General features: G+C 73.2%; 13 protein-coding genes. 3 read left to right on the top strand and 10 right to left on the bottom strand.

Annotation, left to right across the window (positions count from 1 at the left end; genetic code table 11):
- Positions 1-4: 4 nt before the first annotated feature.
- From SZN_RS06775 to SZN_RS06750, 6 genes are read right to left on the bottom strand one after another with little or no spacing between them, the layout of a single operon-like run.
- On the bottom strand, positions 5-1,339 hold the full coding sequence (locus tag SZN_RS06775; RefSeq protein ID WP_007492678.1) for a phosphoribosyltransferase: 1,335 nt from the start codon (positions 1,337-1,339) through the stop codon (positions 5-7).
- Positions 1,336-2,124 carry an HAD family hydrolase gene (locus SZN_RS41275; RefSeq protein ID WP_007492676.1) on the bottom strand — a complete coding sequence of 263 codons (789 nt, stop codon included), beginning with the start codon at positions 2,122-2,124 and terminating at the stop codon, positions 1,336-1,338. Before SZN_RS41275 ends, SZN_RS06775 begins: the two co-directional genes overlap by 4 nt.
- Positions 2,121-5,096, bottom strand: coding sequence for a methyltransferase domain-containing protein (locus SZN_RS40845; protein WP_007492675.1), 2,976 nt, complete (start codon positions 5,094-5,096; stop codon positions 2,121-2,123). The genes SZN_RS41275 and SZN_RS40845 overlap by 4 nt, the downstream gene beginning before the upstream one ends.
- Positions 5,005-5,733, bottom strand: a complete 729-nt coding sequence (locus SZN_RS06760) for a phosphoribosyltransferase family protein (protein ID WP_007492674.1) — start codon at positions 5,731-5,733, stop codon at positions 5,005-5,007. The genes SZN_RS40845 and SZN_RS06760 overlap by 92 nt, the downstream gene beginning before the upstream one ends.
- Positions 5,726-7,174 (bottom strand): hypothetical protein, encoded by a 1,449-nt coding sequence (locus tag SZN_RS06755; RefSeq protein ID WP_007492672.1) that lies wholly within the window; start codon positions 7,172-7,174, stop codon positions 5,726-5,728. The genes SZN_RS06760 and SZN_RS06755 overlap by 8 nt, the downstream gene beginning before the upstream one ends.
- A complete protein-coding gene (locus SZN_RS06750) occupies positions 7,171-8,292 on the bottom strand; it encodes a DegT/DnrJ/EryC1/StrS family aminotransferase (RefSeq protein ID WP_167546292.1) in 1,122 nt (373 codons plus the stop codon). Before SZN_RS06750 ends, SZN_RS06755 begins: the two co-directional genes overlap by 4 nt.
- 338 nt (positions 8,293-8,630) lie before the next feature.
- Here SZN_RS06750 and SZN_RS06745 point away from each other — a divergent pair, with 338 nt between their 5' ends.
- Together SZN_RS06745 and SZN_RS06740 are read left to right on the top strand one after the other, a co-directional pair.
- Positions 8,631-10,070, top strand: coding sequence for an NsdA family TPR-like regulatory protein (locus SZN_RS06745; RefSeq protein WP_007492670.1), 1,440 nt, complete (start codon positions 8,631-8,633; stop codon positions 10,068-10,070).
- Positions 10,067-10,585 (top strand): GNAT family N-acetyltransferase, encoded by a 519-nt coding sequence (locus SZN_RS06740; protein WP_007492669.1) that lies wholly within the window; start codon positions 10,067-10,069, stop codon positions 10,583-10,585. The genes SZN_RS06745 and SZN_RS06740 overlap by 4 nt, the downstream gene beginning before the upstream one ends.
- Here SZN_RS06740 and SZN_RS06735 read toward each other — a convergent pair.
- The 4 genes from SZN_RS06735 to SZN_RS06720 all read right to left on the bottom strand — a co-directional run bounded on the left by SZN_RS06735 (position 10,577) and on the right by SZN_RS06720 (position 15,326).
- Positions 10,577-11,362 carry a PIG-L deacetylase family protein gene (locus tag SZN_RS06735; protein WP_007492668.1) on the bottom strand — a complete coding sequence of 262 codons (786 nt, stop codon included), beginning with the start codon at positions 11,360-11,362 and terminating at the stop codon, positions 10,577-10,579. The genes SZN_RS06740 and SZN_RS06735 overlap by 9 nt on opposite strands.
- A 50-nt stretch (positions 11,363-11,412) precedes the next feature.
- Positions 11,413-12,573 carry a bifunctional class I SAM-dependent methyltransferase/NUDIX hydrolase gene (locus tag SZN_RS06730; protein WP_007492667.1) on the bottom strand — a complete coding sequence of 387 codons (1,161 nt, stop codon included), beginning with the start codon at positions 12,571-12,573 and terminating at the stop codon, positions 11,413-11,415.
- Between the two features lie 30 nt (positions 12,574-12,603).
- Positions 12,604-13,095 carry a class I SAM-dependent methyltransferase gene (locus SZN_RS06725; RefSeq protein WP_106432613.1) on the bottom strand — a complete coding sequence of 164 codons (492 nt, stop codon included), beginning with the start codon at positions 13,093-13,095 and terminating at the stop codon, positions 12,604-12,606.
- A gap of 341 nt (positions 13,096-13,436) precedes the next feature.
- Entirely contained in the window at positions 13,437-15,326 is a 1,890-nt protein-coding gene (locus SZN_RS06720; RefSeq protein WP_043728859.1) for an ATP-binding cassette domain-containing protein, read from the bottom strand.
- Positions 15,327-15,691: 365 nt separating this feature from the next.
- Here SZN_RS06720 and SZN_RS06715 point away from each other — a divergent pair, with 365 nt between their 5' ends.
- Positions 15,692-16,252, top strand: coding sequence for an NUDIX hydrolase (locus SZN_RS06715; RefSeq protein ID WP_007492664.1), 561 nt, complete (start codon positions 15,692-15,694; stop codon positions 16,250-16,252).
- Positions 16,253-16,289 lie beyond the last annotated feature (37 nt).

Below are 16,289 nucleotides of genomic sequence, written 5' to 3'. Positions count from 1 at the left end.
GGGGTCAGGCGGCGGCGAGCGCGGCCGGGCGGGGGACGGGCGGTTCGTTCCAGGTGGCGGCGTGGGCGAGTTCGGTCCGCATGGCGGCCAGTTGGGCGGTGGTCCAGGTACCGGTGCTCACCACGAGGTCGAAGCTGGAGGCCATCTGCCGGTGCAGCGTGCCCGCCGCACGGTGGGCCCCGTCGCGCAGGTAGGCGCCGGCGTCTCCACGCAGCAGGTGCCCGGTCAGGCGCTTCTGGATGCTGTGGTGCAGGTTGGGGCGCAGGCTCGGCAGGTCGGCGGCGTCGGCGATGTCGTGCCGACCGGAGCGGTGGTACAGGGTCCAGGCGGATTCGACGCTGCGGGTGACGGCCCGTCCGCCGAGCTGTTCGACCAGGGCGCGCGCGGCGCGCAGCGTGCTGCCGTAGCCGACGTTGTCGTCGATGACCAGTACGGTCGTGTCGCGGGCGGCGGCGGTCAGGCGGTCGCGGTAGGCGCGGGGCGCGGTAGCGCGGTGGCGGACGGTACCTCCGGCGCCGAGGTAGGCGACGTTCCCCTGGTCGTGGAAGCCGAGGCGGACCAGGTGCACGTCGATCGGTCGGCCGAGCAGGGCGGGAAGGACGGTCCGGGCGGTCAGCGCGAGGGACAGCGACCCGTACAGCGGGGCGAGGACCGTGGTGATGTCGGGCTGGGGCGCCAGTACGTGCTCGGCGAGGAAGCGCAGCTCGTTGCCGATCTTGACCGTGTTGTCGAGCTCCCGGAAGGTCCGCCAGCCCGCCTCGTGGGCCTGCAGCAGCGCGAGGTCGCCGGGGTGCGGGGCGAACGGGCCGGCGGCGCGGTGGCCGTGCAGAGCGGCGGCGGTGGAGGTGGCGATCTCCAGCAGGCGTTCCAGCGCGGCCGGGCGCGGATCGTCGGTGAGGCGGGGGCGGTCGGTGAGGCCGTGCCAGAGGGTGTAGGCGCCGGCGGCGGCGAGGTTGTGGAGGTTGTCGAGCAGTGCGTGCCGCAGTGCCGGGGCCTGCCCTGGCGCCTGGCGGTCCAGGCGGCCGAGGGCTTCGCCCAGCGCCGCCCAGGACGGCAGCGCCGTACGTGGCTGGTAGTAGGCCGGGCCCCGGCCGAGCCGGATATGCCGCGCGCCCGCCTCGGGCCGGGGCCCGCTGGCGTCCGGGAGGAAAGCGTCCAGCAGTGCGGGGTCCAGGCCAGCGCGGGCTGCGAGGCGCAGTTCGGAGGCGGGGATGTGCACCAGGCCCAGCAGGTCGCAGGCGACGGCGCTCCCGGCGCGGGGATCCGGCAGGGTGGGGCCGGTGGGGTGGGCCGTGTTCGCCCGGGGTGGGGGAGAGACGGTGGTAGCCGTGGTGGTCACGTGGGCTCCGTTTCGCGGATCGGCTTGCTCGCGGCGTGGTCGCGCAGCACGGTCAGGCAGGAGGCGAGGTTGGTGAAGCGGGTGGTCGGCCCCGATCCGGGCGGGGGCTGCCCGGTGGGGGTGATCCAGACCGGGTGCAGTCCGGCGGCGCGGGCACCGACGACGTCGGTGTCCCACTCGTCGCCGACGTACAGGCACTGCTCGGGCCGGACGGCCAGGTCTTCGCAGGCCCGGTGGAACGGCGCGGGGTGCGGCTTGCGGTGGCCGTTGCCCAGCGCGCACACCACGGTCTCGAAGTATGGGTCGAGGCCGGCCTGTTTGACCTTGGCGTGCTGGTGGTCGGCGTCGCCGTTGGTGATGACGCCGAGCTGGTAGACCTGCGCGAGGCGCCGGAAGGCGTCGACGGTGGAGGGGACGGGTCGGATCGCGCGCACCTGCCGGTGGGCGAAGTCGTCGACGTGGGCGGTCAGTTGCCGCTCGCCCAGTTCGATCCCGGCTTCGCGCAAAGCGACTTCCCATACGTGGCGGCGGGCGGCGGTGTGCGAGCCGAGCGCGGCCAGGGCGTGGTCGTAGTTGCCCCACAGCCGGTCGGAGGTGTTCACGTAGGTGGAGGCGATGACGGCCGCGCTCACGCCGGGATGAGCGTCGGCGAGGCGGGCGGCGACGGCGTGCAGGGCGCGCTGCCAGATCGCGCGGGTGGGGATCAGCGTGTTGTCGATGTCGAACAGGACGGTGGTGACCGCGGGCAGTGGCGGCGCGAGCGGCTGGTGGGGGTCGGGGTTCACTGGGCTGCTCCGTGTCCGGTCATCCGCGCAGCCAGAGCGAGGGCGGCCAGGCCCTCGGCGGCGGCGGGGGCGTTCTCGTCGCGGGTGAGGCGGAAGAACAAGTCCGGCATGAGCAGGCCGAGGATCCGGGCCCGGTCCAGGGGCAGGCCGTCGAACCGGTCCAGCAGCCAGGTCGTGCCGAGGAGTTGTCCGCCCAACGGCTCGGCCAGCGGGCAGGTGATTTCCAGGACACCGTGGTGCTCGCGGACCGCGGCGTCGGCGAGCAGGCCGGTGTGCTTCAGGCAGGAACCGGCCAGCTTGGCCAGCGTCTGGTCGAGGTCGTGCAGGCCGGCGAATTCGGCGTCGATCACCCACCAGCGCGGCTCGGTCGGGTGGACGAGGATGTTGCACAGGTGGAGGTCGCCGGTGGCGTGGATCAGCCAACCGCCGGGGGCGGCCGGGGTGAGGGAGCGGCGCGCGAGGTGGATGAGCGAGCGGCAACTGAGCTGTGTCGGTGTCCCGTTGAGGTGCAGGGTGTGGTCGGCCCAGGGCTGCAGCCGGCGAGCGAGGTCCTCGACCCAGCCGGACAGCACCGCGGGCGTCTGGAGCGAGTGGTCTACGTCGTCCTCCCGGCGGGGGGTCAGCGTCGCGGTGGCGCCGTGGACCAGCCGGGCGGCCACCTCGCCCAGGACCGATAGGAACCGCTCCGGGTCGGTGGCGGCCAGGTCGCGTAGGGGGATGCCGTCCAGAGCCTGGGAGACCAGCGTCGCGTCCTCGCCTCGGTAGTGCAGCGCGGTGGCGGGCACGGGCAGATGCCGGGCGAGGGCCTGCAGACCGGTGTGCTCCCGTTCGGCGAACGCCCGGCCGCGGCCGGGCTTGATGATGACCGCTCCCGCGGCGGTGCGGGCGCCGAAGACCGGCGTGCTGCTCGGCCGCAGCTGGGTGAGCGTCCCGTCGGGGGAAGCGTAGGCGGGAGCGGGGGCGTGGCAGTCGTCCGGGCTGTCCCAGTACGGGGCGGGTACCTCGTCGCGGACGCGGTCGACGGCCGCGGCGATCTCGTCGGTCAGCGGCAGCGGAGTGGGACGCTCGGCCAGCAGCTTGGCGTCCAGCAGGCCGGCGTCCAGTACCGTCCAGCGAGCCTGGTCGTCCTCGCCCGCGTACAGCAGCCGGATCCGTCCGCCGCCCTCGGGCAGCAGCGCGGGGTAGAAGGCGTAGCGGGAGTCCGGGCTGCCGGGGCCGCCGCGGTGCAGGACGGTGCCCAGCGGTCGCCAGGTTAGGCCGTCGCGGGAGTGCGCGGCGGCCAGGGAGCGGGAGGTGCCGGCGCCGTAGACCATCAGCAAGCCGCCGTCGGACGTCGCGGCGACGGCGGGGCAGTCGGCGGCGTACGCGTCCGGGGCTCCGGCCGGGCCGGTGGGGACGACGACGCCGTGGCGCTGCCAGGTGCGGCCGTCGTTGGAGGTGGCCAGGTGGATGCGCCGGTGATGGTCGTCGCGTCCGGCGTACCACATCCACCAGGCGCCGCCGCGGTGCAGCACGGCCGGCAGCAGCACGTGCTCGCCGTCGGTCGCCCCCTCCTCGGTGCCCGGGGTGAGGACGAGTCGGGGGGCGGCCCAGGTGGTTCCGCCGTCGCGGCTGATGGTGTGGTAGATCGACCAGGCCCCGCCGTCGGGCCGCGCGCTGAAGTAGGCGTGCAGCGCGTCCTGGTGGACCGCCAGGCTCGCGCCGGTGACGTCGTCGCAGCCGTCCGGGACCGGCAGCGGCCGGGCACCGTCCAGGGGCACCGGCCCGCCCCCGGGCTCGGGCGCAGCCGTAAGGACGATGCGGTTGCGGCCGCCGGTGTACCAGGGCTCGGGGGCGCGGCCGGGCAGCTGCCGGGGGATGTAGGTCCGGGCGTCGGCCGGCCCGGTGGTCACGGCCAGCAGGCGGCGGCCGCGGTGGCGGATGAGGGCCGGGGCGAAGGTGATGCGGCCGTCGGCGCCGGCCAGCACGCCGCGGTGGCGCCCGACGAGGTCCGCCCGCCCCTCCACCCGGTGCGGTCGTCGGCGTGGGCGCGGCAGTCCGGCCGGTGCGGCGGACAGCAGGAAGTGATCGCCCGCTTCGAGGAGTTCGCTCACCTGGGTGGTCTCGCGCACTGCGCGGCTCAGCGCGGTGAACGCCGCCTGGTCGGTGGCCGTCTGGTCGACGTACGGGCGCATCCACGCTGCGACGCCCTCCAGCGAGTACCGGTCGGTGACCTCCAGGCCGGCCGCATGCAGCAGGTCTTCAGCCTCGGTGAGGCGGTGGGTGCGGGTGGGCGGCATGTAGTCGTCGGCCGACACCGTCGACAGCGGTTGGTAGCGGCCGTGGTCGAGGTATCCGCCGCCGGTCAGGGCGGTCATTTCCGCGAACCGGCCGCGCTTGAGCAGGTCCCGCAGCACCGAGGTGCGGGTCAGGAAGATCGCGTGGAGGCGGCCGCCCGGTGCCAGCACGGTCGCGGCCCGGCGCACCGCCTCGAGGGCGTCCGCGTCATCGAGCAGGTGGTACAGGGGGCCGAACATCAGCACCGCGTCGAACTGGCCCGGGGGCGGAGCGAGGTGCTGCGCCGGGCCGTGCTGCGTGCCCAGCAGGTGCCCTTCCAGACCGGCCTCGCGGAAGCGGGCGCGGGCGCTGTCCAGGCTTTTCACGGACAGGTCGGACAGGGCGACCAGGTGTCCGCGGCGGGCCAGTTCCAGGGCGTGGACGCCGGGGCCCGAGCCGATGTCGAGAATGCGGCTTCCCGGGCGCAGCCCGGCCAGGACCTGCTGGTGGAGGACCTCCGTCTCCAACCGGTGGTAGGGGCCGGAACGGGTGCGCCGCCACTCCCGCTCGGGGTCCGCGTCGTAGAACGCGGCCACCCGCTCGATGCCGCCGACGATCGTGGGGTCAGCGGGCGTCCGGCCCGCCGGGAAGGCGCCAGAGGTCCCCGTCGCGGTGAAGCCGGTCGCGGGCGGCGAGATGGTCGAGGCGACGCTCAAGGAGGTCGAGGTCGATGTCATGGCCGAGGTCACGCAGCCTCTCGTCGAGTTGGGTGGTGGTCAGGGGGCCGGCGGCCAGCAGGCACGCGGCCATCTGGTCGGCGTCGCGCAGGACCCGCCAGGGCAGGACCAGCGCGGGCAGGTCGGACATGGACCAGGCAGTGAAGTGCGGCGACGGGTCCGCGGTGTCCGAGGCCGCCAAGCACGCCAACTGCGGTTCGTACGGGGCGAGGTGGTCAAGGAAGAAGCGGGCGGTGCGGCCGGAGTCGACGACCTCGTCCACCACGATCAGCGGCTGGTCCTGCGGCGGCGTGCCGGGGGCAAGGAGCCCGTCGGCCGCGGCGAGAAGCTCCAGGCCGTCGGTACGCTCGCCGCGGCGGCGAGCGGCGGCGGCCAGCACCGTCGCGGCGGGCAGGAGATCGGCCAGGGACTGGGCGGTGATCCACCCGCCCTGCAAGATCCCCACCAGCGTCACCGCACCGGGGTGGGCGCGGCGGATCTGCCCGGCCACGTCGGCGGCCATCTGCTGGTACGCGAGCCAGGACACCATGCGGGCCCGGCGGCCGACCGCCGCGGTGAACACCAGGTCGGACGCCGGCACCTCGGTCGGCGTTCGCGGGCTCAGGCGGTCAGGCATCGCGGACTTCCGGGGCGTAGCGGTCCCACAGCAGCGCCATCAGCCGGTCCGAGCCGCCCGCCACCCGCGCGAACGCCTCCTTTCGCGGTTGGTCCGCCGGACCGCCGCCGGCGCCGTGGGCCGGGGCGGGAGTCTTGCGGCGCGCCCACAGGCTCGGTGCGGGCGGCAGCGCCCCGCCCGCAGCGCGCACGGCGGATTCCAGGCCGGCCAGGTGCTCGCCGATGCTGCGGCCGAGCGCGGTGATCTCTTCCGGGTGGTTGAAGGGCGTGCCCACGTCCAGGGTCAGCGGCACCAGGTACACCGCAGCTGGGACGCCGGTCAGGGCCCGGCGCAGTCCGGCGTGGGTGAGACCGGTGAACACGCTGTCGTCCAGGTGCACCACCACCTGCCCGTCCGCCTCCAGGCGCCCGGTGCGCCATGCGGTACCGGAGACCCGGGCCATCTCCTCCTCGTGGACCGAGCCGCGGGCGAGCGCGAGGCGGACCCGGCCTCGCTGACCGGCCGGCAGCATCCCGGCGAACACCGGGCCCGCGGCCATCGCGCCGAACGCCTCGCTGACAAGCAGCACCGGCGCGCCCGGATGCGCTGCGGCCAGCGCTGGCCAGCGGGTCTGTGCGACAGCGGCGATCTGCCACAGCACGTCGCCCTCGCGCACGGCGCGCACCGCGTCCGCCGCGACCTCGGGCCCCTGCAGCGCCCGCGCCAGCTCGCACAGGACCTCCGGGATCCGGGCATCGGCGGTCAACGCGGCGGCCCGCTCCGCCCAGGTGGCCGGATCGCACGGCCCGGCCGAGCAACTGTCCGGCTGCCACCGGTTCCAGGCCGCCTCGGCCAGCAGCGAGCCGAGCCCCTCCAGGACCTCGTCCAGCACCCCGGCCGCCCCGCCGTGGCCGAGGACTGCGGCGCTCCACCGCGCGCTGCACACGTCCTGCACCGCCGATTCAAGGAACGCCAACCACGCCAGCCACGCGTACCACCCGGCCGGTTCCCGCGCCGCGGGCTCCGCCAGCGGGCGGGCGAACGCCGCGTACCGGGGCCACCGTTGCTGGACGGCGGCGAACCGCCGGCCGGGCGCAGGAGCGCGGCCGGGCAGGTACATCTGCGCGTCGGCCGCGTAGTAGCCGAATCCGCGCAGGTACACCCAACCCTCGCGCACCACCCGGTCGTCGAAGAACGCCCGCGCCGCCGCCGAAAGTTGATCCTCCAGCGCGGCCGGAACACGGAAGCCGCCGCCGTCCGCCAGATACTGCGCCGGCGCAGCACTCGGTGGCGGGCTGATCGCGCCGCCGGCCTGGAGCGCCGCCGTCCAGCCGCGCTCCAGTTCCCGGCGCTGCGCGGCCATCTCCTGCGACCAGCCGAACAGCCGGCGCCGCGCCGGCAGCTCGAGGCCCGCCCGGCCGGGCTCGGCGGGCGCGGTGGGGACGGCTGCCCCGGCAGTCATGCCGCCACCGGCCGGGCCAGGGCCTGGGACGCCTCGGCGAAGACGGCGGCGTAGGCGTCGATCGTCTCCTCGGTGTCCTCGCCGGTGACGCTCACGCTGATCCGGCCCGCGTTGTAAGCGCTCTCGCCGTGGAAGGGACCGCACCGCCGCGGCCGCCAGGTGCCGGCCGCGGCGTGCAGCGGGACCGGACACGTGAACAGTGGCATGCCGGACAGCGAGCCGACCGACGGGTAGTGTGCCGGAACCCCAGCGTCCCGCAGCCGCCGCAGGTAGGTGTCGACGGCCACCCCCTGCTTCAGTTCGCCGGGCTGGATCTGCGGCCGGTAGGAGAACCAGCCGCCCATGCCGGCGCCGGGCCGTACCACCGGCGGCCGTACCCCCGCCAGGCCCTGAAGGCCCCGGCTCAGCCGCTCCAGCAGCGCGCGGCGGGCCGCCAGGCGTTCCACCAGGTCCTCGGCGTTGGCCAGGCCCACCACCGCGGCCAGCGGGTGCATCCGCATCTTCAGCCCCAGCCCGGTCTCCCCGAACGCCGCCAGCTCCGGGTCCTCCAGCAGCAGAGCGCGGCCGCGGTAGTGGCCGGCCAGCAGCGCCCGCTCGCGCCACTGCGGGCGCGAGGCGCTGAACAGGCCACCCTCACCGGCGGGCCAGGACTTCCTGTCCTGCATGCTGCCGACGCAGATGTCGCCGAACGTCCCGACCCGCTGCCCGTTCAGCGTCGACAGGTAGGCGTGGCTGATGTCCTCGATCAGGTGCAGACCCCGTTCGCGGCAGATTCGGGTGATCTCCTCCATCGCGGCGGGATGCCCCAGGTAGTGCGTCACCGTCACGCAACGGGTCAGCGGGGTAATCGCCGCCTCCAGCGCCGCCGGGCACAGGTTCCCGGTGTCCGGCTCGACGTCGACCAGCACCGCGTTGAGCCCGGCGTGCAGCGCCGGTGTCAGCGAGGCGTGGAACGTGGTGACCGGCCCGATCACCTCCGAGCCGGGCGGCATGTCCAGCGCGAGGTAGGCCGCGTGCAGCCCGGCGGTGCCCGAGGAGAACGACAGCGGATCCGGCAGGCCCAGAACCTTCTCGATCCGCTGCTCCAGTTCCCCGATCACGCCGGAGCCATCTGCCACCGACAGCGGCCCTCCCGCGCGAATGTAGTCCGCGAGCGCCGCAGCGATCCGTTCGCGCTGCGGACTCGGCTCAAAACGGTGCGGCATGGCGTTCTCCAACTCCCGTGTAACGGCGGCCGGTAGGCGGCCGTACGCGTCGTGACAGGTGGCGGCGACGGCCCGGATGAAGGCCGGCCAAGCCGTCGGCGCGGTCGGCCGGCGGCGGGCTCACAGCACACAGCGCTCGGAGAGACCGCGGCAGAGGGGACCGGAGAGAACGTTGAGAATTTCGCGGGGAGAGCGAGAAAAGCCGAGAATTCGCGCTCCACACAGGAGATCTGACGTAGCGTCCGGGCGTGATGACCCTCCGCGACGCGACGTCTGCGGACGCCGGGTCGGCGTCCGCGCCCTCCTCGAACCGGGCCCTGGCCGCCGCCCTCCGGGCAGCCCGATGGACGCCCCGTGATCTCGTCCGGGCCCTCAACTCCCGCCTGGAAGCCGCGGGCCAGCCCACCTTGCACCTGACCGCTGGCCGGGCCTGGCTCAATGGCACCAGGCCCCGCTCGGCGACCGTGCGCCGGCTCGTGGCCACCGTCCTCACCGAGGCCACCGGCACCCCCTCCACCGCCGCGGACCTCTGGGGAGAGCCCGCTGCGGGCGGCACGACGCCCGAGAAGACCGCCACCGACGACCTCGTCGGCCGCCGCTCGGTCGCTGATGTCCTGGCCACCGCCACCGCGTGGACCGCCACCGACCCGCAAGAGCAGGCCATCCTCCACCCGGCAGGCGACAGCCAACTCCTGAGCGCCGTGTGGGACGCCACCCGGCAAAGCCCGCTGCGCGCCGCTGCACAGGGCACCCAGGAGCAGGTCCTGCCCGCGTTCGTCGACGTCCTCGAAGGCCATCTCGGCCGCCTGCGGCGGCTGGACGACACCGCCGGAGGCGGAGCCCTGTCCCAGCGGTACGTGCGCACCGAACTCGCCGGCGTTCTCGACCTGGTCCGCAGCAGCAGCTACACCACCGACGTCGGCACCCGCCTCCTTGCCACCGCCAGCGGCATGGCCCAGCTCAGCGGGTGGATGGCCTTCGACGCCGACCTCCACGCGGCAGCCCAGCGCTACCAGCTCCTCGCGATCCGCCTCGCCCGAGCCGCCGACGACACCATCACGGTCGCCAACGTCTTAGGCATGCTGGCCTACCAGCACGCCGCGGCCGGCAAGCCCGCCGCCGCCCTGCGCTACGCCGAAGCCGCCGTCGACCACACCGCCCGCAGCAGCCCCATCGTCCGCGCTCGCGCATGGGGCCGCATGGCCACCGCCCACGCCGCCGCCGGTGACATCAGTGCCTTCCGGGACGCCACCGAGCGCTGCCGGGCCCTCCTGGAACACCGCCGGGACGACGACCCTCCCTCCCTGTACTACTTCACCCCCGAACAGGTCTCCGCCGAGGCCGGCCACGCCCTCGTCGAACTCGCCGCCACCAACCCCGCTCACACCAGGCGCCTGCTCGCCGAGGCGACCACACTCCTGTCACCCCTCACCGACCACGGCCCCACCAGCGGCTTCCCCCGCTCCGCCCTCCTGCACGGCATCCACCTTGCGCACGCCCACGTCCTCGCCCGCGACCCCGACGCCACCGCAGCCACCCTCCTGCAACTCGCCGACCGGGTACCCGACGTGCAGTCCATCCGCTGCCGCAACCTCCTGCGCCGGATCCGCCGCTCCGCAGGCGCCCGCATGCGCGCACCGGACGGCGCCCGTGCGCTCACCGCCGTCGACAGGGCACTATCGGCTTCATGACCTTCGTGCCCACCGCCCCCGACGCCCCCGCCGAGATATGCCTGACGCCCTCCGTGACCGCCGCGCCCTACGACCATCCGGACGCCCGCCGCCTGACCCAGGCCCTACGCGCTGAACAGCTCGGCCTGTACGGCTTCGCCGACGATCCGGACACCACCCCCGAGGCGGACTTCGACCCGCCCCGCGGCCTGTTCCTCATCGCCCACCTGGACCAAGAGGCGGTCGGGTGCGGAGGCGTACGCCTCCTCGACGAGCACACCGCGGAGATCAAGCGGATGTATGTCTCCGGCGAAGCCCGCGGCCACGGAATCGGCCGGTACCTTCTCGAACACCTCGAACGGCACGCTGTCAGCCGCGGGGTAACGCGGATCATGCTGGAGACCGGACGGCGCAACACTGCCGCCCTGGCCCTCTACCGCCGCACCGGCTATCTGCCCTGCCCCTCCTACGTCGCCGGACGCGACCACCGAGTCAACCGGGCCATGATCAAGCCCCTCGGCAGCAGCTCACCGTGACTGCTGGAGGACAGCCCCGCCCGGCGCTGGCCTCCCGCCAAGGAGGGTGAAGTACTCCGTCGCGATGATCGACTCTCGCGTCGCTTCGGGAAGCCGCGAGAGGATCCCAGGAAGAGGCCGCTCCCGCGCTGCTTCGCTGCGGTGCGCCAAGATCGCCGCCCACTTCCTATCCAGGCAGTCGCTCACATCGACCGTCGCGTTGACGTGTCCGTCCGGCACGCTGAGCACCTTCTTGCCGACCCGCGTCAACAGCACACCCAGTTCGTCCACCCCCGAATCCGGATGCGTCGCGGCGTACAACGCATCGGGCTGCCACGGAGCCCCGGCCTGCGGGTAGAGGTGTTCCAGGCCCGCGGCGTGGAACGCCAGCAGGGTCGCCTGGTGGGTGCGGAGGTGATCCGGGTGGCCGGTCAGTTGGCCGTAGGCGTCGTGGGTGACGACGATGTGCGGCCGTACGGCGCGGATGTGTTCGACGATCAGTCCCGCCACCTCCTCCAGCGGGGCGTCGCAGAGCCGGGGCCGGCCGGGCGCGGAGTCAGGGATGCGGGCATCGGCGAATCCCAGCATTCGCGGCTTGCCCGCCCCCAGGATGTCCAGGGCGTCGGCGAGTTCACCGGCCCGGTGGCTGTCGGGTGCCCAGGTGGCGGTGACCACGGCGGTCGCGGCGCCTGCGGCGGCGTGCTGCGCGAGGACGCCGCCGACCAGGAGGGACTCGTCGTCCGGATGGCCGAAGACGGCCAGCAGGGACGGCCGGGACGTAGAAGAGGACGGAGGCACGGATAAGACCCTTTCTGTCGAACGCGGTAGCGGAGGGTGGTCGCGCCGGGCTACCAACCGCGGGAGGCGTACGGCTGGACGTGGGCGGGCGGGTGATCGAGCGGGAGGCTGGGGTTCCAGGCGGTCAGGCACTGGGCGCTGGGCACGAACAGCGGCTGCGGCAGCGCGGCAAGGGGCCAGAATCGCCAGGACCCGACGGCTTCCTCCCGCTGCTGCGGCGTGCCGGACCAGGTGGTGACCAGAACGGGCACCGTCACGGGAACGATGTCGCCCACCTGGTCAAGGAGGGTGCCCAGTACCCGCGCACCGCCTGGGTCCGCCAGCAGACCGGCCTCTTCGTAGAGTTCGCGGACTGCCGCCTCGGCGAAGGACTCGCCCGGCTCCACGGACCCGCCTGCCAGCTCCCACGTGCCGCGCCGGTGACGGCCGAGAAGGACACCGTCGGCACCCTGGACGATCACCCCGACCCCGAGCGCGGCGGTCGGCGGCGGCAGCGACCTGCTGCGGGGCCGGCTCGGCACGCGCTCCGGGCGGCGGGCCGCGTACAGCCGGTAGGAGACCGAGTTGTCCGGCTGCGGGGAGTCGATCGCCGTGACCGACTCCAGGATGAAGCCGTGCTCGCCGAGGAGGTCTTCCCACAACTGCGGGCTGAGCACCCACATGTGCACAATGTGGTCCTCGGTCGTGCCGGGCAGCCGCAGCACCTCGGGCCGCGAGGCCACTTCGCTGGAGGGTCCGCGGCCGTCGGAGTTGGTGTGCAGCGCCGAGAAGATCAGCCGGCCGCCGGGCCGGATGCCGTTGGCCAGGGCGGCCAGCAGCTGTCGCGGGTCGGTGAACGGGAGCCCGCTGACGGAGTAGACCAAGTCGTACGGACCGGCGGCGCGCAGGTGGTCCGCCGCGTCGGCGCACTCCAGGCGCAGACCCCGGGTGGCCGGGTAGCGGGCGGCGGCGCGCTCGTGCTGGGTGGGGGAGGAGTCCACGGCGGTGACCTGAGCGCCGAGGGCGGCCATGTAGGCGGCGTGCCGGCCCAGCCCGCTGCCCAGGTCGAGCACGCGCAGCCCCCTCACGTCGCCGAAGACCTCGATGCCGGGGCCGGCGTCGGGGACGTCCCAGTCCCACCCGTCCAACTCGGGCAGCTTGACCGCCCGGGCGAGCTGGTGAGCGCCGTACGTCGTCCAGGCGGCCATGTTCTGTGCGTCGGTGTCCGACATGAAGTGCTCTCCAGCAGCAAGAAGGGATGTTCAGGGACGCAGGGCGTAGCAGCGCAGGACGTCGAGGTCGGCGGTGCGGACGATGGACCAACCGGCCGTGAGCAGCTCGGCGTCCGCCCTCGTGATCCCAAGCCGCTGGAGGGCGGGATCGCTGGTCGTACGGCGGCCAGCAATCTCGGTGACGACCCAGAACGTGCCGCCGGGCGCCAAGAGGCGGCGGACGCGGTCGACGAACGCGGCCTTGTCGTCCATCCACCGGTAGACCAGGCGGCAGGTGACGATGGCGTAGGCCGCATCGGGCAGGGCGGCCAGGTCGCCGGTGGTGATGTCCCAGCACCGCCAGCCCGGCCCCGGGGCAGTACCGGTGTCTTGGGCGGCGGCGAGGGCGAGGGCGCTGGGGGAGCAGTCGATGCCGGTCGTGCGGTATCCGAGCTCGTGATGCAGGTGCCGGGCCAGGGTGCCGTCACCGCTGCCGATGTCGAGAGCGGGACGACTACGCCCAGGACCAAGGTGATCGTTCATAAGCCCCAACTCGGTCTCAGACAACGGTCGGTACCGGCGCCCTTCGGCCCAGAGCGGTTCCCAGTAGGCGGCGCTCGCGGTAGACCCGGTGATGGTCACGCTGCTCCTCCCCAGGCGGTCGGCACGGCCGTGGACCCGATGTGCCGCTCCGCCCAGCGTCGAACCGCCGGGGGCAGGGGTTTCGTCTGCCTGGAGCCACCTACCCCGCGTTCGGATACGCGGGCGGGCACCGGGCCAGTGCGGTCGTCGGCGGGGATCAGGGAAGGGAGCACAGGCTTCTCCTCGGCGATGCTGTCGTCTCGCCGCCACACGGCGGCGGGACGACGGGCGGGCTCAAGTGGTCAGCGGTCCTGGGAAAGTTGAAGGAGCTCGGCGAAGGTTCCGCCGGCGTGGACGAGGTCGTCGTACCGGCCCTGTTCGGTGATCCGGCCGTGCTCCATCACGATGATGTGATCGGCGATCTTGGTGTTCTCCAGGCGGTGGGTGACCACGATGGTGATCCGGCCTGCGGCGATGGCCTTGATCTGCTCGAAGATCTGGTGCTCACCGCGCGGGTCCATCTGGGAAGTCGGCTCGTCCAGGATCAGCAGACCCGGCAGGCGGTACAGGGCCCGGGAACACGCGATGCGCTGCCACTGCCCGCCGGACAGCTCCGAACCCCCGAAGACCTCGCGGGACAGCAGGGTGTCCAAGCCCGCGGGCAGGTCGTCGATGGCTTCGCGCAGGCCCACTGCGTCGATCGCCTCCCAGACGGGGCCGTCGTCGTAGGTGCGGGGCTGACCGAGGGTGACGTTCTCCCGGAGCGGCATCGGCCACTGGGCGAAGATCTGTGGCACCAGCCCGGTCTGCGCCCACACGCTGGCGGGGTCCACCTTGGCCAGGTCGGCACCGTTCCAGGTGACCTTGCCCTTGTCCGCCAGGTAGATGCCGGTGAGCAGGCGGGTGAGCGTGGACTTGCCTGAGCCGTTCGCGCCGACGATCGCGAGGATTTGACCGCGCTCCAGGGTGAGGGAGACACCGTCGACGGCGGGCTTGTCCTTGCCCGGGTACTGGTAGGAGACCTCCTCGAGCCGGATCTGCTCGACCATGTCGCCGGGCCTGTCTGGGCCGCGCTTGGGGGTGCGGGCCGCGGCGTCGTCGAGGAAGGCCTGCATGTCGCTCAGGTAGAGGCTGGTGTGAAAGACCGCAGCGCCGTTGATGACGACCTGGGAGAGCGCGGCGAGCGTGGTCTGCACGGCGATGACGGCCGTGGCCGCGACCGCCAGTTCGATCCGACCTGAGACCGCCAGCCACGCCAGCGCTCCCCAGGTCGCGACGAGGAACACGCCGCCCGCCACGGCGGAGATCAGAGCGATCCGCAGGGTCCGCGGCGCGGCGGCCAGGGTGCGCCGGTCGCACCGGTCGGACAGGGCCCGGTACCAGTAGACGAGGTAGTCGGTCATCGAGTTGGCGCGGACCTCGTCTCCGTACTTCGACGTGGTCGCCCACCAGCGCATCATCCCGCGCACGTTACGGTCGGCGATGTTGGCGTAGTGGATCTCGTAGTCGACCCGGGCGGTCAGGACCGCCCCGACACCGGCCGGCAGCACCGCGAGCAGGAGCAGCGGCAGCATCAGCGGGTTCAGCACCGACAGCACCCCGCCGGCGGTGACCATTCGGATCAGCGCGGACAGGAACCGCTGTGCATCGGCGACCATGACCTGGGTGCGGATCACCCCCATCTCGGCCGCCTCGTGCCGGTCGGAGAACCCCTCCTCCGCGTACGCGGACGCCTCCACCCGGCACACGGCCTCGACCAGGGCGCTGTCCGTCTCCGTCGTCAGCCGCGGGGTGATCCGCCGCTCCGCGTACGTGGCCACCGCCGCCGCGCCGCGGCCCAGCGCGGCAGCGAGCGCAACCACCACCAGTGCCGGGACAGCTCCGTGCAGCCGGTCGCCGGCGGAGCCGTCGCCGAGAACTGGCCTCATGGCGCGGGCGGTGGCGGTCAGCAGCACTGCGGCCGAGATGCCCGTGACCACCTGGCAGCCGAGCAGCAACTGCACGGCCCGCCGGTCGGTCCGCCACGACAGCCGGGCAATCCGGCGCAGAACGGCCGGGATCTGCCCGCACATCCGCCGGAAGGACACCTCGGCGAGCGGATTGACGGAGTACTGCCCGCTATAGGTGATCTCTGCCGGTGGTGGCGGAGGAGGCGCAGTGGCGTGGTGTTCGTTCGTAGCGGCCGAGGTCAACGTGGTCCCCCTTGACGGTCGTCCTGCGTTGTCGTGAGGCTCAACGACCCGGCCGGGATATCGAACACATGTGTTTCGGTCGGTCCTGAAATCCCGAGATAGAGCGGGTGGCGGCGCGTGGACGATGCATGGATCCAGCCCGCGCAACAGGTGTGTGAATGTGGGTGGTTGGCCGAATCGCCGACGATGGTGCTCGCGAGCTGGGGATGGGCGCGTTGGGCCGCACCGGCTCGCACTCGAGTTGTAGAGTGCGAACCTCCCCGTACGCCACGAACCTTCGCTGGAGCTGACTGTGCACGTGCTCGATGCCCGTATCCGAGCGGTCGGTGACCGGGAGCGTTCCCGGACCGAATCGGAGGTGGCCCGTGGCGATCAGTGATGCCGCCATCTCGGACGCCCTGGCCGCGTACCTTGAGCGCTACCCGGATGAGGCCGAGCTGCTGTCCCGGCCCGTGCAGATGCTCTCCAGCGGTGAGGGCTTCGCCTCGCGGCGGAGCTTCCCAATGCACGTGACGGTGGGCGCGTTGCTGGTGCGTGGCGGCTGCGAGATCCTGCTGATCGAGCACCGCGCCTACGGGATCACTTTGCAGCCCGGAGGCCATCTCGAGCCGACCGACACCACGCTGATCGACGCCGCTGTGCGCGAGCTCTCCGAAGAGACCGGCCTCGATGCTGCGGCAGTGTTCCTGGCGGATCCGGTCCCCGCGTATGTGGAGTACGGGCGCGTGCCGGCCCGCCCGGAAAAGGGGGAGCCGGACCACTACCACCTCGACATCGGGTTCGCCTTCACGACGGACCACGCGGACGTGGGCCAGATCCAGGAAGCGGAGGTGACCGGCGCCGCCTGGTATCCACTCAGGGATGCCGAACGGCTCGTCGGCCACCGCATCGCCCGGGCAGTCATCAGGCCGGCCCACGCGGGCTGACCCCGCAGAACCGTACGATTCGGGCCAGCCGCCGCAC

It is taken from the genome of Streptomyces zinciresistens K42 (assembly GCF_000225525.1).
GTDB classification, from domain to species: domain Bacteria; phylum Actinomycetota; class Actinomycetes; order Streptomycetales; family Streptomycetaceae; genus Streptomyces; species Streptomyces zinciresistens.
This window is presented reverse-complemented; position numbering and strand designations above follow the sequence as displayed.

What these genes read in the sequence shown, in the direction of transcription:
- SZN_RS06760 (WP_007492674.1), bottom strand. Translation starts at nt 5,733, where the DNA reads ATGCCTGACCGCCTGAGCCCGCGAACGCCGACCGAGGTGCCGGCGTCC.
- SZN_RS06755 (WP_007492672.1), bottom strand. Translation starts at nt 7,174, where the DNA reads ATGACTGCCGGGGCAGCCGTCCCCACCGCGCCCGCCGAGCCCGGCCGG.
- SZN_RS06745 (WP_007492670.1), top strand. Translation starts at nt 8,631, where the DNA reads ATGACCCTCCGCGACGCGACGTCTGCGGACGCCGGGTCGGCGTCCGCG.
- SZN_RS06740 (WP_007492669.1), top strand. Translation starts at nt 10,067, where the DNA reads ATGACCTTCGTGCCCACCGCCCCCGACGCCCCCGCCGAGATATGCCTG.
- SZN_RS06730 (WP_007492667.1), bottom strand. Translation starts at nt 12,573, where the DNA reads ATGTCGGACACCGACGCACAGAACATGGCCGCCTGGACGACGTACGGC.
- SZN_RS06725 (WP_106432613.1), bottom strand. Translation starts at nt 13,095, where the DNA reads ATGAACGATCACCTTGGTCCTGGGCGTAGTCGTCCCGCTCTCGACATC.